This is a genomic window from Thermofilum uzonense (assembly GCF_000993805.1).
GTDB classification, from domain to species: domain Archaea; phylum Thermoproteota; class Thermoprotei; order Thermofilales; family Thermofilaceae; genus Thermofilum; species Thermofilum uzonense.
The window spans coordinates 209736-233175 of the sequence record NZ_CP009961.1 but is presented as its reverse complement, the minus strand read 5'-3'; the positions used below and the strand labels follow the sequence as shown (position 1 = coordinate 233175).

Sequence of the window (23440 nt, the reverse complement as noted above, 5' to 3'; positions counted from 1 at the left end):
TACGTGACCCACAGGCCTTCTCGAAAGATTTATTGGTAATGGATTCGCCTATATTGGACAGAGATGATTGATCGAGCAAGTAGGGGAAAGAGGTGCCCACAGGGCTATTTCACAGGCAGGCTAGCTGATATACTTAAGAGAGGCGTCAACGTTGACGAGCTAGAGGCTCTGGCATTAGAAATCATCATTACTGAGACTTACTTAAAGAAGATATTAGAAAGGATATCCTCGGATGAAATGATGGAGGAGATTCGTAGTGTTTTAAAAGAAATTGAGGACGCTAAGAAGATGATTTATAGGATATATAGGTATCGTATGTTTGAAGATAAGAAATCAAGGGTGGCATTATGGAGGTAGAGGCAGGTTTTGAAAGAATGATTAATGAGGCTTCGAGGGATATTAAAAACAATTTATTAGACCCTCAGCAGATTAGGAGTCTGGGAATGATCCTGCTTTCCATCGGTCTATTAAAGGATGAAAACTACTTTTTCGTTCTCAGTAATGCTCTATACTCCCTAGCAGATGCAATGGCCTCCTTCCTAAGAGTTTCCTCCATGCCCCTATCATTAGAGTATAGGGACAGAACCGAGAAGATTCTCGAGGATATAAAAAATATGATAGCTCAGGCCCTTATCGATATGTCTCAAGCAGTAAAGTCTCACAACTCGTGTAAAGCAATGGAGGCGGCAGCTGTTTTACTAAAACTCTCCTATAAGCTTAACAATATGAGTGAGAATTTAAAGAATATAGCAATAGTTACTCCCGCAGAGGAATGAATACATGGAACCTATCGAGCTAGAAGCAAAATTTAGATGCAATAATATCGATGCCTTGCGTGAGAAGCTTCAGCACTTGAAAGCCATCTATCTTGATAAGGTTCTAATGGTTGATGTTTACTTCCAACATCCATGCCGCGATTTCCGTGCTACTGACGAGGCTCTCCGAGTTAGGTACCTTAAATCCCAGGAGAAAAGAGAAGCACTTGTTGAGATGACTTATAAAGGACCAAGAGGGGAAGGGTGGGTTAAGACACGAGTAGAGCTTGGGGTTGTTGTTGATAATTTTGACTCACTTCTAACGATCTTAAAAAAGCTTGGCTTTCACGAAGTCGCCCGAATAAAGAAAGATCGTGAATTTTATCTATTCAACGGTGTCGAAGTCTCTCTTGACAAGGTAGAGGACTTGGGAAGTTTTGTAGAGTTAGAGGATAAAGGTGCGGGCGAAGAGGGTATTAAAAAGGTGGCGGAAACTCTCGGGTTGAAAGAGCTCGTACCTGAAACATATCTAGAACTTTATCTGAGAAAGCAGCGAAGTGTGATTGAATAATTTAGTGTACTAGTCGTTTCACAGTAGAATAAACATGTAAGAGTATAAGCGTAGTAAAGAACGCATCATAGAGAATTTGCGAATTATTTTGGTCAAGGAAAACCGTTAGGAAACTTAAGCTTGTTCTGCGAAGAGAAAAGTATGCGACAACGATTGAGAGAAACCTGAGAAAACCGTAGAAAATCCCAGAGGTCTTCTTAACATCCACGTGCAGAGCTAGTGAAGCTACAGCTGACAGAGGAGGAATTAATTGTTCAGATCTCTGAATATAAAGAACTGTTAAAAGCACAACAACAATATCCCCTACTTGGAACTTAGAGTTGGGAGGAATGGAAATCCAGAAACTCGTGGAGAATAGGAAAAGCAAAGCTGCTAAGATGACCAGAGCCGTTATCCCTTCTATAGCTAGACCCTTGGCACTTCGCTGCTCGTATACCACTTAGACCACTTCGAGATTTACTTCTTAGTCACCCTATAAAGTTTCCCCCGTTTACTCAAGATCAATTTTTATATATATTGATGCATTCCCCCATACGGTCGATAAGGTTATGTCGAAGTACGATGTTATTATCGTAGGTGCCGGTATAGCAGGTCTAACAGCCGCACTGTATGCTGCACGCCAAAAACTCAACACTCTCGTTTTAAGCGCGGATCTTGGCGGACAGCTCCTTCTAACCCAGGAGATTCAAAACTTCCCTGGATTTGTCAGCATTGGTGGCCTGGACCTCGTAAAGCGTGTAGAGGAACAAGCAAAGCTTTACGGCGCTCATGTAATCTTCGACGAAGTAGTGGGCATAGAGGAGAGAAACGGGGTCTTTGCGCTGAGAACGGCTATGGGAAACATTTTCGAGGCTGATGCTGTTGTACTTGCTTTCGGTAAGTCCCCGAGGGAGATGGGTGTTCCAGGTGAGAAGGAATTCAAAGGAAGAGGCGTTTCATACTGTGTAATCTGCGATGCTCCGCTCTATAGGGGGAAAACAGTGGTTCTTGTGGGATGGGGTATCCACAACTATGAGAACATTATCAGGCTTCGGGACTATGCAAGCAAGGTCTTTTGGGTTTTTCCTGGTGAGAAACCGTTTGACGATGAGGATCTTCTACGTGAGGCTTTAAGCAAGGGAAACGTGGAGCTAGTACCCAGATCCATACCTGTCGAAGTTAAGGGATCTAGAAAAGTTGAAGCATTAGTCGTTAAGGACAAGAGCACTGGAGAAACAAGGACACTACAGGTAGACGGGGTCTTCGTCGAAATGGGTTACGTAACAAAGACCGATTTCCTTAAAGGCTTCGTGGAACTCAACGAAAACGGAGAAATTAAGGTTGATAAGATGTGTAGGACTAGCCGTCAAGGAGTTTTCGCAGCCGGTGATGTAGCGGAAATGCCTCACAAACAGGCAGTTATAGCTGCCGGGATGGGCGCCTGTGCGGCTCTAAGCGCCTACGCTTACGTAATGGAGAAGAAAGGAAAGAAGATTGGGAGTGTAGCTGACTGGAAGCACGTGGAGATTCCAGGTAAAAAGGAGAGTAAGGGTCTTTCAATAAAGCTTCGTTAAAAGAGATATTCGTAACCCCAAAACCTCTTCTTATATGTTCCCTTTATGTTTAGCTTGTAACCACACTTGGGGCATCGATTATCCTCTGTAAGGCTCCACCTCGTTATAAAGAAGCCTTTTCGCTCTATAACTTTATACCCGCAATTAGGACAATATGTATGCTCCAAGGGATGGCCCCAAACGTTTCCTATGTAGACGTGTTTCAAGCCCTCCTCTCGCGCTATATTAGCTAGCTTGTCAAGCTTCTCGACTTCGGTAGGCGGATAATCTATCATCTTGTAGTGTGGGTAGAATCTGAGCAGGTGGAAGGGAGTTTCATCGCCCAGGTTCTCGTATATCCAGCGGGCGAGTCTTCGGATGTCAGCCTCCTCGTCTCCTACCATAGGGACAACCAGATTCGTCACTTCGACGTGGATCCCCTTCTCCTTCATTAATAGGAGTGTTTCATAAATGGGATCGGGTGAGGGAACACCCATAAACTTGCGGTAAAACTCAGGATTAGCACCTCCTTTGAAATCCACAGTTGCAGCGTCCATATAAGGGGCGAGAACCTCTAATGCCTCGGGAGTAATGTAACCATTTGTTACCATCGTGTTGAATAGTCCCTTGCTCTTCGCGATCTTAGCGGTATCAAGCATAAACTCATAGAATATCGTTGGCTCGTTGTAAGTATACGAGATACCATCAGCTTTCAAGCGCAAGGCTTCCTCCACGACTCTCTCAGGTGTGTAGTGCATCCCGTATAGTCCTGATTCAAGCCTACTCTGACTTATCTCCCAGTTTTGACAAAACTTGCAGAAGAAGTTGCAACCTGGGGTTGAGATTGAAAAAACAGCGCTACCCGGATAAAAATGAGAGAGAGGCTTCTTTTCTATGGGATCTAGGTTAGCTGCCGTTAGCAAGCCGTACACGTACGTGTATAGTTTGCCATCAACATTCCTCCTAACGCCACAGACCCCAAACCGATTAGGAGCTATTATACACCGACGGCTACAAAGATTGCACCTCACGTATCCGGGTTTATCAGGCAGTTTTTCCCAAAACAAAGCTTCCTTTACGAACGGTTTCGACAATTCGCTCATTACAGAATATTATCAGCTCTTCCCCCGTTTAAAATTTTGCATCTGGCTTTAATCTAGTCAAGCCATACCATGCTGAGACCTCCTCCAACTCCGCTTCGACTCCAAATTTTACTAGATCATCCAGGTTATTTTTAAGCGAGACCATCTTCGAGTCATCCCAAGCAAAGCCATTTAAGATTAGGCGAGGCTTTCCATTCTCACGCCCTATTTCTCTGTAGCTTCCCCTCGTTTGCTAAAACGACACCCCAGCCTCAAGTAATTCTAAATATCTCGGGCAATAACTCCACCGCATTTTCGAGCAATTCTCCCACATTTCTGGAAAAGCATGAGAAAATTTTCTCAGAGTCCATGGCTAATGCCAGGACACCTAGCCTGAGCAAAATGTCTAGCGTTATCTTTATCTTTGAAAAAACTAAATCCACTCTAACAGGTGGACTTTTACAAAGAATACTAGAGTTATAGAGATACTTCTCGTATTCAAATAACTCAAGATTTCTCCCGAACCACATAAGGGAGATGAACTGTGCTGGGGACTGGGGTCCGCCTTCAAGGATCCTCACCCAGCTGAGAGCCCCTTCGCGAGTAAATCAATCCAGAGATATGAGATCCATCGCGGCAAGAGTCCCGCTTCTCCCAATCCCAGCTCTACGATGTATTAGTGCGTCATACCCGTTATCAACCCTATTCTATAAGCCTCGATGACATCGATGTGAGTGTTTGCAGGTGGGGTGAACGAGAAGTCTTGAATCGGGAAAGAGATTCTGCGTCTACCCTCGGGCAAATCATAACAGCATTCGTCTTCAATTAGGTCAACTACCAATGCTAGTTCTTGCTGTGAAGGTCTTTTCATATCTTCTCTAAGGGGACGTGACGGCTAATAAACGTGAGGCCTTAGAGTTCTAAACGTAGGCGCAAGACTGGTCTGATGAAAAGTATTTATCTCATTTTCGCACTAGTCTAAGCGTGTTCGAGGACATTGCAGATGATATCCTGAAAAAAGCTTCCTCTGAAGGGGTTCCTTTCGCCGAAGTAAGGTTCGAGTATACTAATAGGGAGTTTATCCAATATGTTAACGGTCGAATAGTCTCCCTTTCAGCTTCTAGCTCGAGAGGGGCTGCGATAAGGGTTCTAATAAATGGAAACTTCGGTTTCTCTTCAATCACGGACCTCAAAAAGGACAGCTTGGAGCAAGCACTTTATCAAGCAATTAAAGCTGCTAGAGCTGCAGGAAGAGGGAATAAGAGTCTGGCTGAACCCCCACCAGTGGGTAAAGAGTATGCTTTTAAGGATATTAGAAAACATCCTTCCAACGTTGACATAGATGAGAAAATTGATTTGGTTAAAAGGGCCTATGCTGTAGCAAAGGAGGGTGGAGCCTCTACCGCTACCTCGCGCTATGGAGCCTATTATGGAGTGGTAGAGGTTTACTCTACGGACGGAATAAGTGTTTCATCTGAGAGACTTGTAACGGGAATTTCGGCTAGCGTTGTACTGAAGGAAAATGGGAAAACGGGAGATGGTTTCGAGACATTTGGGGCTTCAGCGGGCCTCGAGTATTTTGAGGGAGAGAAATCTCCCGAAAAAGCTGCAAACAGGGCTCTTGAAATGGCTCGTTTTGCTGTTAAAGCACGTAGGGCGCCTGCTGGAGAACAAGTAGTTATAACCAGACCCGAGCTAACTGGTGTGTTTGCTCACGAGAGCTTCGGTCATCTTACAGAAGGTGACGGTATTTTTGCAAAGACTAGCCCGCTCACCGGAAGACTCGGTGAGAAAATAGCAAGCGAGTATGTTACAATTATTGACTCTGGCATGGATCCTCGGGGCGGCTTTGCTCTCATGGTCGATGATGAAGGAATACCGACTGAAAAGACGTTTCTTGTAAGGGAAGGTATCCTTGTAGGGTATCTTCACAGTAGGGAGAGTGCTGCACTGTTGAACATGAGGCCTACAGGTAACGGTAGAGCCCAGAGCTTTTCACATGACGTCATAGTCAGGATGAGAAACACGTTTTTTGAGGGAGGTGACTGGAAAGAGGATGAAATCATAAGAGAGACGCGTCATGGTCTTATCCTTGACAAGCCCGCTGGCGGACAGGTAGAGGAAGATGGAACCTTTACATTTAATGCACGTATAGGCTTTATCATTGAGAACGGTGAAATAAAAGAGCCTGTTCGGGACGTGGTTCTAGCGGGAAACATTCTTGAAATGCTCAAATATATTGACGCTGTGGCAGATAACGTTGAAATATCCACGAGTCCTTTCGGGGGATGCGGGAAATTTGGACAGATGGTTCACGTGGGGGATGGAGGACCCACTCTCAGAGCAACCAGACTATTGGTTGGGGGTGAGTAATTGTGTCTGACTACGAGTATTTATTGGATCGCGGAATCAAACGAGCGATTGAACTAGGGGCAAGCGAGGCAGAAATAAGCATGGCCGTCTTATCTTCTAAGACGGTTAAATCTGAGGGATTATTCCCTAAGGTACTATCCAAGACAGTTTCCGAGGTGTGGGTTAGAGTTGCTGTTGGGAAGAGGGTTGCCATAGCTACAGCTACATCCTCAGAATGGGAGGATCTAGAGAAAATTGTCTCTAAAGCAGTAGAGATGGCAGAAAAAGCCGAGGAGGATCCACACTGGGAGGGATTACCCGATCCCGAGAAACCTAAGCACAGCTGGGTAGGCTTCGACGAGGGGGTATCAAACCTAGAGATTGAACAGCTAGCCGAGACGGTGAGAGATTTAATTGATGAAGCCGCGCATTTAGATCCTCGTCTCAAGGTAAGTTCTGTAGGGGGGTCTACCGAGGCATGGAGGACTTATACTTACAACTCTAGAGGGGTCAAGGCTGAAGACCATGGAACTGAAATGGGTCTCTATGTCGCCCTTAAGTCTTCTGACGGTACAAATGAAGGCACTGGTTATGGCTGGATCAGTGCTAGGAGCTTTATATACGACACTGAGCCCATCATCGAAAAGGCAAAGACCTTGGCTCTTGACACGCTTAAAGCGGAGAAGCTGGGACAAACCATAACCGGCAACGTGCTTTTCAGAGCAGAGCCTTTATCCAGCCTACTCTCATACTTGGTATTACCTGCGTTTAATGCCATGAATGTACTGGAAGGCTTCAGTCCACTTAAGGATAAGTTAGGACAAAAAGTTCTAGGAGAAATAACGATCATTGATGACGGAACCCTTCCCGGAGGGTTGTCAACTACTTTATTCGATGCCGAAGGCGTTCCCAGACAAAGAACAACACTCGTCGAGAATGGTGTGATAAGATCTTTCCTTCACAATACATATACGGCTAGACGGATGAAGATATCCTCAACAGGCAATGCTAGTAGAGGAAGAGGAGGAATAGGTATCTCGAGCTCTAATCTTGTTGTTAAGGGTGGTAAGGATACCGAGGAAAGTTTACTCTCAGACTCAAAAGTTGTTGTGGAGGGCTCTCTCTTAAGCGTACACACAGTTAATTATATCACGGGGAATTTCAGCGTTGTCGCGTCAAACCCCTATTTGGTTAAAAACGGAGACCTTGTTCCTATAAAACCCATCACGGTGTCAGGAAACATATACTCTATAGCTAACACTTTGAGACCGGCTCGCCATGTAAATAACACCTATACTGGAATTTACACCCCTGATATTTTATTCGGAAATATAACTGTCTCCGGCTAGTCGTTGTCTTTTTACTTCAACCTTTTGCCCCGCTAGCTACTATGTCAAGCCTAAAAGTCCAGAGATCATATAGCCTCCTTGGAATCTCCTGTCCCACGACTTGTTCATCTACGACCTTCCAGTACATTCCGCAATTATTGCAAATATTGAGAGTAAACCTTTTTTCCTTGTCCATACCCACAACAGTAATTTTTTCCTTGTCATCGTTCCCGCAGTAGGGGCACTTTCCGGCAGGATACCCCCATTCTGTTCCGCAAAACTGGCATTTTAGGTGAGCATTACCTTTTTCATCCAGGTATTCGAGCCTCGTATAACCGCCACAAACAGGACACTTTCCAATGGACCATGATGAGAAGTCCACTTGTTGTGACAACTCCTTTGACAACGCCTGGAACAGAACCTGCAGAACCCATGCTGAGACCGCCTCCAATATCTCATGGTCGACACCTAGTTCATCAGCTTTAGCATGAAGGATACCTGTGTTTCCGTGCAACAGGCTCTCTCCGATCTCAACCATGCTTAGTTGTTTATCTTCCCAGGCTTTTTCGATTATTTCTAGGGATTTGGATGCATCTGGCAACTCTGACTTAAGCAGGGAGGATATACTCTTCAAGGTTTCCCCTAGTTCAGTCTCGTCCAGACCTAGATCCACTGCTAGGAATGCAGGCTTATTTTGGCTGAGAACTTCCTTAATCTTCTCGGTGTCAAGCTCGGTGTATTTTCCATAAAATCTACGTTGAAGAGTTTCCTGAAGCGCCATAAGCTTTACATATGTTTCAAGAGAAGAAGGATCTATTGGTATGTCTTTATATATTTCTCTCGCCTTTGCAATCAAAATATTTTCTTCCATTATATCCCGACGCTTTATAGCAAGAGTAGAATACACAAGTCGTATTGAAATACTTAACGATAAAGGAACGTTAAAAGAGTTTTTTGAGATCCGGGGAACCTTGCAGAAAGAAAGCTACGGCCTCTCCTTTTTGTACCCCTACAGCGCGCGCTATGACTTCACATTTTGCTACGAGCATTATAAAAACTGGTTTGCTAGGAGGTTTTAAAAGGAAAGCCTCATAGTTGGCCATTCCTTTAGATATTATGACATCGGCCCACTCTAGTGCTTTGACAGCTTCTTCTGACACGTAGCCGGGTATAACGCCGGGAAAATCACTTCCTGTGCTGACTACTTCGCCGAGACTATTGAAGCCGTATTCTAAGGCCTCCTTATACGTGATATCGTTCTGGTAAGGCTTTCCCTTGACCACAATCTTGAGTTCAACGCCCATACGTTTAATTTCTCTAATAAGTAGTGTGTCTAAAAGCGCCTCACCACAGTTATCTAAGAGGAATGTTACTTTGCTGCTCTGCAGCAATCTCATGTAGAGTTTCTCGGACTCATCAATTGCTAGCCTCAACCCTCTTATCTTTTCTCCTAGAGCTTCAGGCTGAATACCAGAGGGTGTCCCGGGATCCACTAGGTTTGCCGCGATACTGGCTTTAACAGCGTAGTGAAAGCGCTCGAAGCCGATTTTCTCCTTAATTTCCCTTTCTATGACGCTTAACAGCTCTACTGCTACCTGATGCGACCTTGTTTTGAAGGAAGTATAGGGATCCTCGGAGCCCATAAGCTCTTTGACTTTCCTGAAAGCTTGCCAGCTCAAGAGCGTGGTGGATGTGTCTGGAGTGACTATCTGAGAATAGTAGTCCAGAAATGATTTTAGCTTGAGTATTTTCTCATGATCGGAGAGACTTGCGCTTGTAATTTCCTTTGCCCTAACATCAAAGATACATTGGATGCACTCAGGCGCAATCTTCACAAAACTGAGAACCCCGCTATAAATAAATAAGTTGGGGTCTCGCCCTAGGAATAATACCCTGATCCCTCATTCTGAAGCGAAAAGTTTTTCAATTATTGTTTAGCCACATGAAGTGGTTTCAACGAGCAACATCAAGGTCATAGATACTCCGGCAGCTAAAGTTATTCTCTCAAGGCTTAGGGACAAAAATACCTCTAAACAGGAATTCCGGAGACTATTATTCAAAGCAGGATTCATCTCCGCTGTCGAAATTTCCCGAGAAATCCCCCTGAAAGAGTACACAATATCTACACCCCTCAACGTCGAAACGAAGGCCTTCAGGTTTGAAGAAATAAGTGTAATCGGGGTGCTTAGAGCAGCTCTTCCAATGGTTTGGGGCATGCTTGAGGTGTTCGAAGAGGCAGATGTAGGATTCTTATCTGCTAAAAGAAAAGAGGCGGAAAGCGCTCCCCCCGATTATCGGATGGATGTGGATATAAGCTACGAGTCCATACCTTCAAAGAATGCGGTAATTGTAATAGTTGACCCGATGCTGGCGACGGGATCAACCCTTGCGAAAGTTATTAAGCGGGTGAGACAAAAGGTGAATCCCTCTCGCTTCATAGTCTCCTCCCTGATTTCCACAAATATAGGCATTCAAAGAATACTTCAAACGGATCCCTCATCCATTATATACACTTTTGCCGTAGATCCTCAACTCAACTCGAAAGCCTTTATCGTCCCTGGACTCGGAGATGCTGGTGACAGGGCATTCAATTAGAAACTAGACGGCAAGCCTCACGTGCCAAAACACTAGGCTCAGAGATTATTTTCACTTCGGCCAACTCTCTCGTATCAAGGTAGGGCGTGAAACCGGCAAGCTTATCCGTCATAAGTCCTGTATTACCGAGAACTAGAACAGGCTTACCTTCAAGGTATGCAGTTACAGCCTCCTGAAAAGTTCCAGCTTCGCCTCCTAGAATCGTGAGTACGTCGACGCTTCTAACAAAAACTACGCTTCTGAGTCTATATCCCATACCAGTTCTGATGACTAAGACTTTTCCAGGGAACTGTTCGTACTCACGTTCTATCGGTGGAAATAGAACAACTTGCACATCATTAGCGAGAGCCTCTTCCACTACCACCTTCATTAATCCCCAATAGCCCCCTAGAGCCAGATAGACACCGCTACCGCAAAGGCGTGCCAACTCTCTAACAAACTCGCGAGCCTTCGAAATAAGTTCTCGGGAAGGCTCTGTGCCTAGACACGCTACGCCTATCACTTTCAATTCCCTCACCTCTACCCTGTTAACGACCACAGCTTTTGGGCTAGATTTTTCACATCATACATTGCTGTCCCAAGTGGAATGTTCTTGTAAAAGAGAATTATTATCCGGTCGAAACCAAATTTGCCATATGATATTCCATAGTCTTTACCCTCAGCTACAAAGTACCTCGGAGATCCCGCCAGGAGCTGCTTGAAAGTCGCGGCTATAAAATTCACCGCGTTGATTACGACCTCTCCCGCCTCCTTCTTTACTTCACCAATCTCTAAAACGTTTCCGCCAAAAACTATCAGTGCCCCCTGATATCTAGGATTTCCAGTAAGGAAACTTTGAACCTCTAGTTTAACTCTCTCAATTACTTCCTCCATATAATGCCTAACAGCAAAAATAGCTCCTTAACATTAAAGCTTAACCATGATGGATCTACTTCAGCTAATCAAGCTTTCTTCACAAGTCTGAACCAGAAACCCTCATCATCTGATATTTTACTGTTAATGCGGGATTTATAAGTTCCGCAAGTCACCTTTAGGTTTGTTTTCTGTAAAAGAGAAGCCCTAAAACTGATATTAAGATCGTACTCAGCCATACTATCCAGTCGTTAAAGCTTACAGCTATGAAAAATACTATCAAGATATCTGCAAGCAGGGGTAACACCGGTAGACCACGGATGCTTAATGGAATTTTAAAGTATCTTCTCTTATCGGGATTCCGCACTCTTAGAGCAATCACAGACATGTTCACTAGGATGAATGCGATCAGGACTGAAAGACTGGCTGTTTTACCGACCAGGTCTATTAATTCATACTGGAAGCCCCCGAAGGATAACCTCCACCCCGTAACCTGTGGAAGATAGTCTGTAAAGAGCACGAGGAAAATAGATAGGGCACCGGTAAATATGACGGCAATACCTGGCGTTCGACGCCACTTGTCTACATTACCAAAAGAGGAGGCTATCACGCCTTCCTTGGATAGTCCATACACAAGCCTGGAGGCTGATACAAGAAAACCTAATACAGTGTTTGTTGTCGCGAAGAGGGCTATAGCTGACAGCAGAGAGTACACTGGAGGCCACACGCGTGCGGCGGCCTCAGCTAGCGGTGCCTTGCTGCGCGCCAGTTCGTCCCAGGCCATTAGACGCACAACAGCTAGGGTAACCAGGAGGTAAACCACCGTCGTAACGGTTATTGCGAGAACAATGGCTTTTGGCACTATTTTTTCTGGATTTTTTGTCTCCTCGCTGAGAGTTGGCTGGTATTCAAAACCTGTATACGCGAAGTAGAATATAGAGGCTCCCACCATTACAGCCAGGATCGGATTAACACTGGGATTAAAAGAGAGATAGTTGGGAGAACGGACCGGGAATAGGAAGCCCAAAGCCGCCACGAGTAGCAGCCCGGATGCTTCTATAAGGGTGAACACTGCTGACAAAGCGGCACTCTCCTTGATACCCCACCAATTGAGAAAGGTAAGGAACACTAGAAGAATTATCGTGACAGGAACCATGTTCGTAGAGGACATCCCTGTTACGCTCAGGAAATATCCTGCAAACCCTAGACCAGCAGTAGCAGCTCCTGCTACGCCTCCGAAGAATATAAGCCATGCAGATATGAAGGCTAGAATTCTTAGATCAGGAAAAGCTTTCTCGATGTATGTATGGGTGCTAGCAGCTGTCGGAAACATCGATGCGAGTTCTGCGTAAGAAAAAGCGGTGGAGAGGGCAATTAATCCTGAGAAGGCCACGCTAATCCATACTGCATCTCCCACAAGACCCGCTGCACGCCCTACCAATACATAGATGCCGGCGCCGAGGATGAGCCCTACCCCGAATAGGGTTGCATAGCCTAGTCCAAGCTCTCTCTTTAGTTCCGTCATACGATATGTTGATTCGTCTCTATATTAAATGTTCTATTATGAATATATGAGAAAATAATACGGAGTTTCTTTAAATTTTATTTGAATTATTCCTTGAACTCCGCTGTAATAGCCTCAGGATAACTACCGGTCTCTTGCCAAATTCTTAGGTCTTTAGCTATTATTTTCACGGGCTTCCCGTTTTGTAGCTCAAGAACTATTTTACCTGTTATAAGCTTGTTCGTTCCTATTTTTTCCTCAAGGACGAAGCCCAGTTTCTGAACAAGCCTGGTAAGTTCTCTGCGGTATTCTTGGATCACGTTTCGGTTCTTAGCCCCGATGGCACCCCATAGATACTTAATGAAGCTTACACCGGTGGGGTTTACTGGTCTTATAACCTCGACTTCAATTGTTTCACTCATACAAGATTAAAATAATAAGCAAAGTAAATATACTTAGTGTTTTTTACCAGAGGACCCGCGTTATTTTCAAGTTGTCGCTAGCTTCCTTAATCCTAAGCCAGTCCTCGATACTCATCCTCCAACCCGCGCCTCCCGCATTACTTTTAACTTGCTCTTCGTTCTTGGCCCCTGGTATTGGAACAACGTTTGGACTGGACATTATAAGCCAGTTGAGTGCGACCTGTGAAGGCTCCCTACCATACTTTTTCGCAACATCTATCAGGACCTCTACGACCTTGTAGACATTCTTGAAGTTCTCAGGATGGAAGACGGCCTCGCCCCCTCTAACGTCCTCGAATTTAGGTAGATTTTCAGGAGTATATTTTCCTGTGACAGCCCCTTTTGCCAGTGGACTCCATGCTAGAACCGTAAGCCCCTCGCGTTCAGCATATGGTATAAGTTCCTTCTCAGCGTCTCGCTCTACAACGTTATATCTAATCTGCAGGGAGACCACGTCCTCGGTAGATAAGCAGGATCTCGCCTCTTCAACGAGAATCGGGGGGAAATTACTGAGCCCGAGGTACCTAATCCTTCCCAGGTGGACTAATTTTTCCAGGGCCCGCATATACTCGCAGGTGGGGAAGTTGTGCCAGCAGGGGGGCCAGTGAACCTGCATTAGATCAATCGTTTTCACCTGGAGTCTACTGATGCTTTTCTCGACAGCCTTGTAGACGTCGTGCTCGGCCAAGAAATCCCCCGGAATCTTTGTGGCAATTAGAAAGTGTTCCCTAAGGTTGAGCTCTCGGAGCGCTTTCCCAATAAACTGTTCGCTCATCCCTCTCCCATAGACTTCAGCCGTGTCAATAAGGTTAATCCCCTGGTTGGCAGCCTCGATAATGACCTTTTTAGCTATCTCGTACTCAGTTACTCCCCAGCTCTCACTAAACTGCCATGCCCCAAGACTTATCCTAGAAATCTTTTCCCCTGTGTTACCAAGGAATGTGTATTCCACGGAAACCGGTAATATCTGCGAGATTAAATAAGTTTCGTGTATAGGGGAAGTTATAACTTTACAAGAAGAGGGTACTCGGTACCCGAAGCCAGAACAATTCTAATCTCGTGCAAAACTCCTATAGGGTCTACTTGGACTCTTAGGGTAGCCGCTTCTCCAGGAGTTACAACTATGTTCTGAGGATAATACTTGCCGTCTGCTTTAACCGCAACTATACTAACGGGTTTAGGCCCTTTATTCTTCACCTGAATGCTGATGGTTTGGTTGCCTAGAATGACATAACTGATATCAATTAACTCGGTTTGCATGTAAGGGGAAGTGATATTAGAGACAAAAAGTGCTAGGGCAATGGCGACGGAAACTGTAACTCCGATGAGAATTATGATTTCCAATACCTCCATATTGTGTAGTCTTAAGGAACGTATTTTTAAATTTTTATCTAAGAAAGGGTGGAATAACGTGTTGCTTAAGCTCTTTTATTTTCAATCCAAGAAGATTATTTTTTATAGGCAACATATTAAGTAATTTTTTAGAAAAATTTATATAAATCTTTAAGAATGTAAAAACCGAGCTTGAATGTCTTCATACTTAGAATGGATGTTGAAGGTCCTTAAAGAGTCCATCGAGCTTGCAGGCCTCCCACAGGAGACTTACGATTATCTGAGCAAGCCTGACAGGATCCTTATGGTTAAAATACCTGTCAAAATGGATAATGGTAAACTTGTCGTATTTGAGGGATATAGGGTTCAACATAATGATGCTCTCGGACCCTACAAGGGAGGTATAAGATTTCACCCTGAAGTAACTTTGGAAGAAGGCATAGCTTTAGCAATGGGTATGACTCTTAAAAACTCTCTCGCCGGCATACCCTATGGCGGTGGCAAGGGTGCGGTGAAATGCGATCCTAAAATGCTGAGCTTGCGAGAACTTGAGCAGTTAAGCCGTGGTTATGTTAGGGCTATAGCATCGATTATTGGACCGGAGCAGGACATCCCAGCTCCCGATGTAAACACTAATCCGCAAATAATGGCGTGGATGGTTGACGAGTACAGCAAGCTGAAAGGCTACAATGTTCCAGCTGTTTTCACCGCTAAGCCGCCGGAGCTCTGGGGGAACCCAGCTAGAATTTATTCGACAGGCTTTGGAACAGTCATCGCTGCTAAGGCTGCAGCCGAGAGGTGGCTGGACGGTTTCGAGGGTAAAACTGTAGCGCTACATGGATTCGGTAATGTTGGACAGTACGCCGCCCTATGGGCGACCCGCCTAGGAGCCAAGGTCATTTCTGTAAGCGATATAACGGGAACAGTTTATGATCCCAACGGTATAGATCCAGAGCTTGGGATGAGGGTTGTTAAGGAGACTGGAGGGATAATTAACTATCCAAAGGGCAACAAGCTCAACGATCCTGAGGCCTCCCTATATGCGGAGGCTGACATCCTGATCCCAGCTGCAATAGAGAACTCGATCACAGAGCGCAATGCAAACAAGGTAAAGGCGAGACTTATAATCGAGGCTGCAAATGGCCCTACAACGCCGGAGGCCGAAAAGATACTCTACTCTAGAAAAGACTTCATAGCCGCAGTACCCGACATCCTGGCTAACGCCGGAGGCGTTATAGCGTCTTATCTTGAATGGGTGGAAAACCTTCAATGGTGGTTCTGGGACGAGGAGGAGACTAGACAGAGACTCGCCTCTATAATGGAAAAGAACTTTAAGCGAACCGCGGACCTCTGGGAAAAGCTGAAGGATGAAAGATCAGATAGGCTAGTGACGATGCGCGACGCGGCTTTCGTCTTAGCTTTAAGGAGAGTGTATAACGCGATGAAGCTAAGAGGATGGCTTTAAAACCGTCCAGTTAGCAAATCTTTATTAAGCATCTCTTCATTTTCAATTCTTGATAATCATGTCCGAACAACCACCTCAACTTCCTCCACCTCCACCACCGCCACCTCCTCCTAAACAGCGACCCTTAGGTATCACTATTCTCTCTATCCTTGGGTTTATTTCTGCAGCACTATTCATTCTAGCGGGAATTTCCTTCATCGTTCTCGGACCATTAATCACTCATGAGCTTACAGCCATGGGCGCACGAGCATTTGTGATAGCCGTGGCTGGAGCTCTCGGATTCTTCTTCTTGGTATCTGGAGGCATAGCATTCCTTGTAAGCTGGGGCTTATGGAACGGTAAGAGCTGGGCATGGTGGCTCAGCGTAATACTGGGTATACTTTCATTGTTGTCTTCACTCGTAAACATTGCCATGGGTGAGATCACCTCGCTTGTATCCTTGGTGATAAATGCGGTAATCCTGTACTATTTCTTCAAGCCGCACGTTAAGGACTTCTTCGGAGTCAAAGTTTCCTTCTCGACCTAAATTTTATTTTTTTAAAATATTCGTTTTTATCTGATTTTTTTATAATGAGTTTAGCGTGGACTTTTTAACGTGATTGCGTAGCTATAATTGAACCGTGAAGAGGCTGGCCGCGCCTGAAGACGTGATGAAAACCTAGGAAAAGGATTGAACTAAATACTATTTAAAAGCCGATCAGGTTTCTCATGCACAGGTGATTATAGTGACCTCACCTCAAGTTAACGTGACAGTTAACCTCAAGGGTGAAACGGTACTAATACCCCTTTCGAGCGAAGCCAGCATAAAAATTGAAAACCACGCGAGAAGAAGGGTTCAGGTGGATTTGAACATCGAGAAGATAGAATGGGGTCTTGAACACTCGATACTTAAAGTCGAGTTCAAAGATAAAATACTATACATCGGCTCTAGTAGTCCAAGAATTCAAAAACAGAGTTTCAGCTTAGAACCCGGTGAAAAATCAACACTCCAATTCAAAGTGATAACTCCTCCACGTCTCGCCAAGACTTCTCCCACAACTATTAGACTGGAGGTAAACTTCCGGAACGACGAGGAGAAGACGCTGCCCGTCATCCTCGAACCCACTGTGCCAAGGTCCAAGACTTAGAATAATCGTGTCACTGCGCTGAATTATAGCATAAACAAGATATATTTTAATATGTCTATCATCCTTTATACATGATGTATTATGGGTGAACCAGTTAATATTCCTGAAGAGAAGCTCTACGAGATGCAAGCCAGGCTTTGCAAGTTCATGAGCCACCCCCTTAGACTCCAGCTAGTCAAACTGCTCGAGGATGGAGAAAAAAGCGTATCAGAGCTTGTTGAGCTTACCGGGCAGCCGCAACCCGTTGTCTCCAGGCACCTTGGATACCTCCAACAGCTCGGAATCATCGCGTCGGAGAGGAGGGGAAACAAAGTATACTATAGCTTAAGGTACCCGGAACTATTCCAGGCCTGCAAGCTCCTCCGGAGCGTCCTCATAAAGATACTCGAAGAGGGCCACAGCCTAGCCCTAGTTTTAGAGTAGCATCCTTGAAATGCAAAACAGCTTCTCCCTTGAAATACAAGCGTAATACGCTGTTTTGTGGACGCAAAACTGCAAGACCCCCGAGAACATCAAAAATCCAAAAAACCCCCAAAAACGAGGAAAACCTCCGCCAAAAACCTTGATAAAACACGCAACACGGTACGGTTTAAAGAAACCTTTAAAAAATAAAACCATTCACCAAATCACCCATAACATTAGAGCTTTCTGAGAAAGCAGTGAGGTTAAAGCCAATCCTTGGGTATTTTTTCCTGCTCCTCCCTAACCCTCTGGATTATAATCTCGGATCTTTCCAGGGTATAGATCCACGCCCTATGAATCCTATCAAGAACTTCAGCGGTAAGTGGGTATGACTGGGGAACGAAGACCCTACCTATACTTGAGCGTTGAAGAATCCACTCGCGGAAGTGGTTCTCACCCAAGCTTTCCAAAGTAGTTCTCGAGATGTTGCCTCCTCTGATCCAGTAGAGGTCCCTGATATAATTTCCAGCTATTATCCTATGAAAGCTTCTTTCGTTTTCTTCCGTGATCTTCAAACCACTGAGGTACTTGTAAGCCATGCTTAGGAAGTTTCTTTGTTCCGGAAGAAAGAAAGCGCCACTAGCCGAAAGCAGAAATTGCTCCGAATGGAGGAGCACATCGAAGGAGCCTTTCAAGTAAACAATGGAAGAGGTTAGATATGAGGAAAGAATGCTTTTAATGAGCCTATCAAGCGCGCTTTTTTCATCTTCTATGAGTATAGATCCTGCCTTTACTAACTCTAGGATCTCCTCGTCCACGAAATACCCCTGGAGTACTACTTTACCAGCCTTAGCGAATGCTGGTACGGCGAAGACTCCCGCTTCAAGTGCGGATAAAGGGTTAGTTTCAGTGTTGACAAATTTTACCGTTTCAAGGAGTGAATTTTGCTCCAATAGTTGATATACATGGAAGGAGTCTGAGCATCTTGGGTGTGCGTAGATTGTTATCATGAGTAGTTGAGTATGGTCGGCTAAAATTATCCTTTTCGTTATAGGTGCTCGGGAGATAAAAAGAGATTTTACTGGGAAATTTATCTATTTTATACAGTGATTTCCGTAATATGAAATACGTAATACGAATTTCATATCACGGAATTTATAATACATGATATACTATACATTATGCATCTTTCGTTTTCTTCATTGCTAAATCTCAATATGTTTTCTGATTTTTTCGGGGTAACTTGCATTTTCTCGATTGATTATGTGGTAGAATTCTATTTTAAACTAACATTTACGTTAAAAATATGGGAATTTATTTTAAAGATTATGTTTTTTAAACCGAATATTTTCATAAACATCGATTATAATATAATCGTAATATGGCCGTAAACTCTCGACTTCATCTCAAGGGCTAAGTTTTATTTCACGCAGGGTCCCATAGTGTATGTGACTGGATCGATTATAATCCGAAACGCTGAGTTCATCTTGACTATGGATGGAGTGAATGGCTTGCTTAGAAGACAATCCATTTTAATCAAGGATGGAGTTATAGAAGCCATCGGAGACTACGCTACTATAGTATCAGCATACGGACAGCCTGACGATGTGATTGATGGGCGTGAAAAAATTGTGATGCCGGGGCTCATTAACGCCCATACTCATATCGCTATGACTGGTTTCAGGGGGCTCGCGGCTGATGCTGGCGAGGTCATCTACAAGGTTTTTTGGCCTTTGGAGAAGAGTCTTACCCCGGATGTCGCATACAGGCTGGCACTTTTAGGCGCGTTAGAGGCGGTTAAAAGCGGTGTTACCGTTATTGCCGATCACTATTTCTTCATGGATGAGATCGCTAAGGCTGTTGAAGAAGTAGGTATCAGAGGTTTTCTGGGCCATACATACATGGACATAGATGGTCCTTTCGTGGGAAGTGAGGAGTTGCGTAAGGCCCTTGACTTTGTGGATAAGTGGAAGAACCACGAGCTTATAACGCCTGTCCTCGCGCCCCATGCAACTGATACCGTGCATAGAGAGAATCTGGTCTTCCTGGCCGAAAAGGCGAAAAACGATAAGCTATTTCTACACTTACACTTGGCACAAACCCAGAGGGAATTTAAGGTAGTGCATGAGAGGACTGGCTTTACTCCCGTTAAATATGCCTTGCACTTGGGTCTTCTTGGTGGCAGGACTATAGTGGCTCATGCAAACTATGTTCTTAACGAGGAGAAAGCCCTCCTTGCACACTCCGGAAGCATAATAGCACAGTGCCCTACAACCTATCTTCTCTCAGGGACGAGGTTCCATGCTTATGATTATTGGCAGCTTGGGGGAAACATAGCTATAGGCACTGACGCCCCCTGCTATAACGATAACACTGACTTCTTCGAAGAGATGCGGCTACTCATCTTCGGTCAGAGACTGTTGGCCGAGAGGGTCGGTTTATGGAACGCTTACGATGTCTTGGAAATGTCTACGCGATCCACTGCACGGCTTCTAGGGCTTCGAACAGGCATAATTAAGAGGGGGTTTGAGGCTGATCTAGTCTTGCTTGACATCAAGAAGCCACATTTGAGACCCGCCTTTAACCCGTACGCTCTAGTCGTATACTCGGCCACTACTGGTGACGTTGACACGGTTATCGTTAAGGGAAGAATTGTCGTTAGAGGCGGGAGACACGTGGGTCTTGACGAGGAAAGAGTAATTCATGGAGGCGAGGCAGCCGCGATGTCCCTCCTTAGAAAAGCTTTGAACGAGAATCCAGAGCTCGAGAATTTGCTGAAGGTAAAAGAAATATAGTCGATTAAGTTTTTCAAGTTATGGCCAAACCCCTCCACATACTAGCTAAACCCGGGGACGTCGCGCCCCGCGTTATTGTGTCAGGCGATCCCGCCCGCGTCAAACAACTTTCAACGATGCTTGAAAATGCAAGACTAGTAAACGAGAATAGAGGCTTTCTAGTATATACTGGGAAGTGGAAAGGTGTAGATGTTTCCGTGGCGACACACGGGATAGGGGCCCCATCCGCTGCGATCGTTTTCGAAGAGCTGATAATGCTGGGAGCGAAGCTTCTCGTAAGGTTTGGCACGTGCGGTGGGTTGATGCGCGAGATGAGGGTAGGAGACATGGTGATAGCTACCGGTGCCTCTTATGCTCCAGGAGGAACCTTGAGCACGTATTCTAAGAACGACTGCATGGTAGCAGTTCCCGATTACGATGTGCTCCGGCTTCTTGTAGAGAAAGCAAAGGAGCACAACCTCAGGTACTTTGTAGGTCCCGTTATCAGCAGCGACAACTTCTATGCTGGAGTCGAGTTTCTCAACGAGTGGATTAAACGAGGAATGATCGCCGTGGACATGGAGGCGGCAACGCTTCTCGTCCTTTCGAGAATACGTGGAGTTAAAGCTGGAGTATCATTTGTGGTCAGTGATGTTATCGGAGAAGTGTACGCGAAGATGGCTACAGCGGAGGAGTTAAAAGCTGCTGTGGACAAGGCTGCACGTGCCGTCTTGGACGCTGTTGTTTCGATTCCTTTATAGAATTTTAGATAATCATGAACATCATCGATTTTTCTCTGAGAAGACTCGTTGATCTTTATAGCCTAGCCTCATCGCTGACTGGTGATTCTGCTCTCTTACTTTTTCCGTCATGTAGGCTAGCTGTCCCTCGCAGTGAGATACACGAGGCTACGCTAAACTATGCACATATCTTTATCTACAAGGACTACGAGAGATTTGAGGAATTTCGTGCAGGGGGTTCAGAACGAGTCGTGGACATAGGTGGATACCTGGGCCTATATAGCGTGAAGAACCTGAAAGCTGGAAAAAAAGTTAAGGTAACTGTTGTGGAGGCGAACCCAGCTCTTTGCAAATACATTTACTGGAATCTTAAACTTAACAAGGTTGATGAAAGAGCAAAAGTTCTCTGCGTGGCTGTTGGTAAGAGACGAGGATGGGGCTGGTTTTACCTGGGAGAAAGTTTGGTGAACTCTTCTCTTATTAAAGGCTATGTAGAGGATTTTTCAAGGGTTGTAGGCAGGTTAAGAGTCTTTAAACTGACCTTGATGGATGCCCTAAAGATGTCTGGATTTAAGAAAATAGATCTCTTAAAGTTAGATGTCGAGGGCTCTGAGGGGGATGTTTTAGAGGAGTCTACCAGAGCGCTTGAGGAGTTTGACGTTGAGAAGATAGTTGTAGAGATTCATGAGGGTTACTCTTCATTAAAGCGGCTCGGCAAGGTCCTAGAGGAGAGGTACCGGTTAATCGTTGTAAATGACGGGGAGACGCCGCATCAAAGCTTCCTTTACGCGTTGAGCAGACGGTAAGCCTAAAATATGGATTATTATAAGATTTTTCTATGCCTTTTCATATAAAGGTTGATAGGGTTCCTCCCAGGGTTCTCGTGGTTGGAGACCCCGGTCGTGCAAAGCTTCTTTCCCACACGATATCAAACGCTGTCCTGGTCAACGAGAACAGGGGTTTACTCGTATATACAGGAGGATGGAGGGGGGTTGAAGTTGCGATAGCCACGCATGGAATGGGAGGAGCGGGTGCTGCGATTGTTTTTGAAGAATTAATTCAGAGTGGGGCTAAAGCCATAGTACGCCTAGGTACCACTGGAGGCCTTAGTAGTAGGGTCTCTGTCGGTGATCTCGTTGTTCCCACAGCTGCTCATTATTACCATGGGGGTCTTTTTAGGCAGTATTTTGGAGACTTGAGTGTATCAGCAGCCCCGGATCTCGAGCTTGCATGGTTCCTGTTTTCCAAAGCCCAACAAAGAGGTTTTCCTGTCCACGCTGGACCCGTTGTAAGTAGCGACGCCTTCTATGCAGAGGATAAGGCCATAGCTGAAAGGTGGGCAAGCCTTGGAGCATTGTCGGTTGAGATGGAGTGCGCAACACTGTTCACTATAGCCATGTTGAGAGGCATTAAGGCAGCTGCAGTACTTGTAGTCAACGGGCACTTGCTTGAAGAAGACAAGAGGATCGTTTCCGAGGAGGAAATGCTTGAAAGAACTAGGATGGCGGGTACCCTTGCACTGGATACACTTGTCTCTATTAAGGTGTGAGGCTTGACTTGCGAGCACTTTCACGCTTACAAGCGCCTTACTGAGACTAATGTAGCCTCAAAACTCATGCGTGAGACTCGCCGCGTTCTAATATACGGAGCGTGTGTAAGGGACGAATACCCCGAAATATACGAGAGCTTTTCGCAGGGAAGAACGCCGCTGGCTGTGTGTCTAGAGTCAGAACACTTTAACGTTGTGGCTCTAAAGGTGGCCTCCATGTTTGCACGTGTGAACCTCGAGGAGGTGGTTGTTCTGACGGTAGACGGGTCTCCCCATTGTGTAGGGTTGCATCATGCTGTTGAAGAAGCTGCTAAGGTGTCTGGTAAAGACGTCATGATAAGGCATGTAGTCATAGAGGAAGGTTCGCCTATTGAGGTGAGTAATCAAGCTGTTAAAACCGCGAGATATCTCTCTAGGGTTGAGAGGCTTATGAAAAAGAACTTATGAAAAGAAAAAGATATAGCGTTCAAACGTTAAAATGATTCTGTGGCACAACAGAGAAAGTGGAGCGTATTTGTGGCTATCGTCGCAGTTTTTTCTGCACTCTGTGCAGCTATAACTGCTATTGTTTCTGTTCCGAGTCCCACGGGTTATACGCATATAGGTGACACGGTCATTTATCTAGCCGCTTTACTCTTTGGCAGTCAAGTCGGGGCTGCTGTTGGTCTAATCGGACCAGTGATTGCTGACATAATAGTCGGGTATCCAAGATGGTACGTAACCCTAGTGGCTCATGGTCTACAAGGTTACATTGCAGGGTTTGCTAAAGGCAAGAGTTTTCGGACAAAGGTTATGCTCATGATAACAGCTGGTCTGGTTATGAGCTTTACATACTTTGTTGTGAATGTATACGTCAAAGGCTTAATCCCGGCCCTGACATCTCTTATTCGAGATATATTGGGGCAGACACTTGTCTCCGTACTTCTTTCGGCTTTACTTGTTAGACCTCTCGAGAATAATTCAGTCATTAGGAAGGTCTCACAAATGATTTAACCTGCTTTCAACCTGAAATTAACAGC

At 45.1% G+C, this 23440-nt stretch carries 30 protein-coding genes; 17 read left to right on the top strand and 13 right to left on the bottom strand.

Features of this window, described 5'->3' with window-relative positions; genetic code table 11:
* Nucleotides 1-63: 63 nt before the first annotated feature.
* The 3 genes from MA03_RS01295 to cyaB are packed head-to-tail and all read left to right on the top strand — an operon-like array spanning nt 64 to nt 1326.
* Complete coding sequence (locus MA03_RS01295; protein ID WP_052883543.1) at nt 64-357, top strand: hypothetical protein; 294 nt, start codon at nt 64-66, stop codon at nt 355-357.
* The gene (locus MA03_RS01290) at nt 348-776 is read left to right on the top strand and encodes a hypothetical protein (RefSeq protein WP_052883542.1); all 429 of its coding nucleotides are present in this window, start codon (nt 348-350) and stop codon (nt 774-776) included. The genes MA03_RS01295 and MA03_RS01290 overlap by 10 nt, the downstream gene beginning before the upstream one ends.
* Nucleotides 777-780: 4 nt before the next feature.
* Nucleotides 781-1326, top strand: a complete 546-nt coding sequence (gene cyaB / locus MA03_RS01285; RefSeq protein ID WP_052883541.1) for a class IV adenylate cyclase — start codon at nt 781-783, stop codon at nt 1324-1326.
* Nucleotide 1327: 1 nt separating this feature from the next.
* Here cyaB and MA03_RS01280 read toward each other — a convergent pair whose 3' ends face one another.
* A complete protein-coding gene (locus MA03_RS01280) occupies nt 1328-1765 on the bottom strand; it encodes a hypothetical protein (protein WP_052883540.1) in 438 nt (145 codons plus the stop codon).
* A gap of 109 nt (nt 1766-1874) precedes the next feature.
* On the opposite strand from MA03_RS01280, the gene MA03_RS01275 reads away from it, so the two are divergent.
* A complete protein-coding gene (locus MA03_RS01275; RefSeq protein ID WP_052883539.1) occupies nt 1875-2879 on the top strand; it encodes an NAD(P)/FAD-dependent oxidoreductase in 1005 nt (334 codons plus the stop codon).
* Here the strand turns inward: MA03_RS01275 and amrS are convergent.
* The 3 genes from amrS to MA03_RS08560 form a co-directional block, all read right to left on the bottom strand.
* Nucleotides 2876-3961: an AmmeMemoRadiSam system radical SAM enzyme gene (gene amrS / locus MA03_RS01270; RefSeq protein WP_052883538.1), complete on the bottom strand. Its 1086-nt coding sequence runs from the start codon at nt 3959-3961 to the stop codon at nt 2876-2878. The two genes, MA03_RS01275 and amrS, sit on opposite strands and share 4 nt — an antisense overlap.
* A gap of 251 nt (nt 3962-4212) precedes the next feature.
* Nucleotides 4213-4521 carry a hypothetical protein gene (locus tag MA03_RS01265; protein WP_052883537.1) on the bottom strand — a complete coding sequence of 103 codons (309 nt, stop codon included), beginning with the start codon at nt 4519-4521 and terminating at the stop codon, nt 4213-4215.
* Between the two features lie 95 nt (nt 4522-4616).
* Entirely contained in the window at nt 4617-4811 is a 195-nt protein-coding gene (locus tag MA03_RS08560) for a hypothetical protein (RefSeq protein ID WP_191118633.1), read from the bottom strand.
* 113 nt (nt 4812-4924) lie between these two features.
* Between MA03_RS08560 and MA03_RS01260 the strand changes: the two genes are divergently transcribed.
* Entirely contained in the window at nt 4925-6313 is a 1389-nt protein-coding gene (locus MA03_RS01260; protein WP_052883536.1) for a TldD/PmbA family protein, read from the top strand.
* A 2-nt stretch (nt 6314-6315) separates the two neighbouring features.
* Nucleotides 6316-7641, top strand: a complete 1326-nt coding sequence (locus tag MA03_RS01255; RefSeq protein WP_052883535.1) for a TldD/PmbA family protein — start codon at nt 6316-6318, stop codon at nt 7639-7641.
* Between the two features lie 16 nt (nt 7642-7657).
* Here the strand turns inward: MA03_RS01255 and MA03_RS01250 are convergent, their stop codons facing one another.
* Complete coding sequence (locus tag MA03_RS01250) at nt 7658-8527, bottom strand: formate dehydrogenase accessory protein FdhE (RefSeq protein ID WP_191118632.1); 870 nt, start codon at nt 8525-8527, stop codon at nt 7658-7660.
* A 34-nt stretch (nt 8528-8561) separates the two neighbouring features.
* On the bottom strand, nt 8562-9455 hold the full coding sequence (locus MA03_RS01245; protein ID WP_052883533.1) for a damage-control phosphatase ARMT1 family protein: 894 nt from the start codon (nt 9453-9455) through the stop codon (nt 8562-8564).
* Nucleotides 9456-9567: 112 nt separating this feature from the next.
* On the opposite strand from MA03_RS01245, the gene upp reads away from it, so the two are divergent.
* A complete protein-coding gene (gene upp / locus MA03_RS01240) occupies nt 9568-10215 on the top strand; it encodes a uracil phosphoribosyltransferase (RefSeq protein WP_052883532.1) in 648 nt (215 codons plus the stop codon).
* Here the strand turns inward: upp and MA03_RS01235 are convergent.
* From MA03_RS01235 to MA03_RS01210, 6 genes are all read right to left on the bottom strand, one after another.
* Nucleotides 10208-10717 (bottom strand): SLOG cluster 4 domain-containing protein, encoded by a 510-nt coding sequence (locus MA03_RS01235; RefSeq protein WP_236944946.1) that lies wholly within the window; start codon nt 10715-10717, stop codon nt 10208-10210. The genes upp and MA03_RS01235 overlap by 8 nt on opposite strands.
* A 17-nt stretch (nt 10718-10734) precedes the next feature.
* Entirely contained in the window at nt 10735-11088 is a 354-nt protein-coding gene (locus MA03_RS01230; protein WP_052883530.1) for a hypothetical protein, read from the bottom strand.
* A 157-nt stretch (nt 11089-11245) separates the two neighbouring features.
* Nucleotides 11246-12592, bottom strand: a complete 1347-nt coding sequence (locus MA03_RS01225; protein ID WP_052883529.1) for an APC family permease — start codon at nt 12590-12592, stop codon at nt 11246-11248.
* 86 nt (nt 12593-12678) lie between these two features.
* Nucleotides 12679-12993, bottom strand: coding sequence for a hypothetical protein (locus tag MA03_RS01220; protein WP_052883528.1), 315 nt, complete (start codon nt 12991-12993; stop codon nt 12679-12681).
* Between the two features lie 43 nt (nt 12994-13036).
* The gene (locus tag MA03_RS01215) at nt 13037-13984 is read right to left on the bottom strand and encodes an aldo/keto reductase (RefSeq protein WP_052883527.1); all 948 of its coding nucleotides are present in this window, start codon (nt 13982-13984) and stop codon (nt 13037-13039) included.
* Nucleotides 13985-14034: 50 nt separating this feature from the next.
* Nucleotides 14035-14385, bottom strand: a complete 351-nt coding sequence (locus tag MA03_RS01210; protein ID WP_052883526.1) for a hypothetical protein — start codon at nt 14383-14385, stop codon at nt 14035-14037.
* 175 nt (nt 14386-14560) lie between these two features.
* On the opposite strand from MA03_RS01210, the gene MA03_RS01205 reads away from it, so the two are divergent.
* The 4 genes from MA03_RS01205 (at nt 14561) to MA03_RS01190 (ending at nt 17379) form a co-directional block, all read left to right on the top strand.
* Nucleotides 14561-15829 carry a Glu/Leu/Phe/Val family dehydrogenase gene (locus tag MA03_RS01205; protein WP_052883525.1) on the top strand — a complete coding sequence of 423 codons (1269 nt, stop codon included), beginning with the start codon at nt 14561-14563 and terminating at the stop codon, nt 15827-15829.
* Between the two features lie 58 nt (nt 15830-15887).
* Nucleotides 15888-16355, top strand: coding sequence for a hypothetical protein (locus MA03_RS01200; RefSeq protein ID WP_052883524.1), 468 nt, complete (start codon nt 15888-15890; stop codon nt 16353-16355).
* 199 nt (nt 16356-16554) lie between these two features.
* The gene (locus MA03_RS01195; RefSeq protein ID WP_191118630.1) at nt 16555-16956 is read left to right on the top strand and encodes a hypothetical protein; all 402 of its coding nucleotides are present in this window, start codon (nt 16555-16557) and stop codon (nt 16954-16956) included.
* 81 nt (nt 16957-17037) lie between these two features.
* Entirely contained in the window at nt 17038-17379 is a 342-nt protein-coding gene (locus tag MA03_RS01190) for an ArsR/SmtB family transcription factor (protein ID WP_052883522.1), read from the top strand.
* 242 nt (nt 17380-17621) lie between these two features.
* On the opposite strand, the gene MA03_RS01185 is transcribed toward MA03_RS01190, so the two are convergent.
* Nucleotides 17622-18368 carry a thioredoxin domain-containing protein gene (locus tag MA03_RS01185; RefSeq protein ID WP_052883521.1) on the bottom strand — a complete coding sequence of 249 codons (747 nt, stop codon included), beginning with the start codon at nt 18366-18368 and terminating at the stop codon, nt 17622-17624.
* Nucleotides 18369-18806: 438 nt separating this feature from the next.
* Here MA03_RS01185 and MA03_RS01180 point away from each other — a divergent pair, with 438 nt between their 5' ends.
* The 6 genes from MA03_RS01180 to MA03_RS01155 are packed head-to-tail and all read left to right on the top strand — an operon-like array spanning nt 18807 to nt 23414.
* Complete coding sequence (locus MA03_RS01180) at nt 18807-20153, top strand: amidohydrolase family protein (protein ID WP_052883520.1); 1347 nt, start codon at nt 18807-18809, stop codon at nt 20151-20153.
* A 20-nt stretch (nt 20154-20173) separates the two neighbouring features.
* On the top strand, nt 20174-20893 hold the full coding sequence (locus MA03_RS01175) for a purine-nucleoside phosphorylase (RefSeq protein WP_052883519.1): 720 nt from the start codon (nt 20174-20176) through the stop codon (nt 20891-20893).
* Between the two features lie 14 nt (nt 20894-20907).
* Nucleotides 20908-21678: an FkbM family methyltransferase gene (locus MA03_RS01170; RefSeq protein WP_052883518.1), complete on the top strand. Its 771-nt coding sequence runs from the start codon at nt 20908-20910 to the stop codon at nt 21676-21678.
* Nucleotides 21679-21710: 32 nt separating this feature from the next.
* On the top strand, nt 21711-22421 hold the full coding sequence (locus tag MA03_RS01165; protein ID WP_052883517.1) for a purine-nucleoside phosphorylase: 711 nt from the start codon (nt 21711-21713) through the stop codon (nt 22419-22421).
* 3 nt (nt 22422-22424) lie between these two features.
* Nucleotides 22425-22868, top strand: coding sequence for a hypothetical protein (locus tag MA03_RS01160; protein ID WP_236944897.1), 444 nt, complete (start codon nt 22425-22427; stop codon nt 22866-22868).
* Between the two features lie 39 nt (nt 22869-22907).
* Nucleotides 22908-23414, top strand: coding sequence for an ECF transporter S component (locus MA03_RS01155; protein WP_052883515.1), 507 nt, complete (start codon nt 22908-22910; stop codon nt 23412-23414).
* Nucleotides 23415-23440 lie beyond the last annotated feature (26 nt).